Origin of the sequence: Klebsiella sp. K-Nf6, assembly GCF_002806655.1 — a bacterium.
GTDB classification, from domain to species: domain Bacteria; phylum Pseudomonadota; class Gammaproteobacteria; order Enterobacterales; family Enterobacteriaceae; genus Klebsiella; species Klebsiella variicola.
Map to the genome: position 1 here is coordinate 1 of NZ_PIBN01000049.1, position 996 is coordinate 996.

At 51.3% G+C, this 996-nt stretch carries 1 protein-coding gene and 1 pseudogene; both read left to right on the top strand.

What is annotated here, in order from left to right; translation table 11 throughout:
• A pseudogene (locus tag CWM61_RS28540) lies at positions 1-118 on the top strand (DUF968 domain-containing protein); the annotation flags it as partial.
• Positions 119-134: 16 nt separating this feature from the next.
• Positions 135-737 carry a hypothetical protein gene (locus CWM61_RS28545; RefSeq protein ID WP_100632277.1) on the top strand — a complete coding sequence of 201 codons (603 nt, stop codon included), beginning with the start codon at positions 135-137 and terminating at the stop codon, positions 735-737.
• The last annotated feature ends 259 nt before the right edge of the window (positions 738-996 follow it).

The following is a 996-nucleotide window of genomic DNA, read 5'->3' on the forward strand; positions in this document are numbered from 1 at the left end:
CAAGCACCACCGTGCTTTGCACCATGACCCTGCCGCTTTTGAGCGTGAATACGGCCCCCAGCCTGTATTGATTATTAAATTGCTGGACCGGGCATACGCGCTCTGCGTTCTGGCGTAGTAAGGAGAAGAACAGAATGACACCACGTCAACGCCGTCTGCACCGTGCAGGATTAGAAACAGTGGCCGCCGCCCCGCGCAAAAGCTGGCTGGGCCGATTCACTCCCCTTAATGGCATTCAGTCCGCCTGGATAAAATCTCTGCTTACTGTATGGGGGGAAGGAATGAGAGGAGGTGCAGCCCCGCGTAAACCATCAGGACATTCATGCTGGCGAGGCATGAAGGGTGATCACTGGTCAGATAAAGCATTAGAACGCTTTACGGCAGCAATTGAGCAGGCAAGAAGTGAAGGGTATCGCGGGCGGCAGGCATTAAGCAGGGCGCATGCCATTTTGTGGCCTAAGCCTGCAACGGTCGCCATTGACACTGCGATCACTGAGGATGATGTTGAATTTGTTGAACGATGTGTACTGGCGATATTTGAAACGGGTGATCCGGTTTATCTCGTTGGCGTTAACTATTACACCACCCGTAAAAAAATCTCAGACATAACACGGGAAATACAGCTGGTGGCGCCATGGTTAACAGACAGTGAGGCCCGGAAAAGAGTGCGCTGGTGCCTAGAAATATTCAGAGCTAAAGCTTTCCTGGCTGTTCATAAGGCGATTCACGCGGATTGACAAAAAGTGCTATTTCCCTTTTTTGGTATTGAAAATGGGCCAGAAAGTTAGATAATCCACTCATGCTTGGCAGAGCTGCGCCACTCGGCAGCGGCATAAAGCGACAATCTGAATATAACGAAGACCCCGCCCGTGCGGGGTTTTTGCTTTCCGGCGATACGACAGGGGTATTCGCGAGATGCATTGCATCAGTACCCCTGTCATATCGTCGTATATCGCATAATTGATTTGCTTCGCCTCACCGTGGCGTAGAGGTGTT

Coding starts and splice junctions, on each gene's coding strand:
- CWM61_RS28545 (WP_100632277.1), top strand. CDS start 135: ATGACACCACGTCAACGCCGTCTGCACCGTGCAGGATTAGAAACAGTG.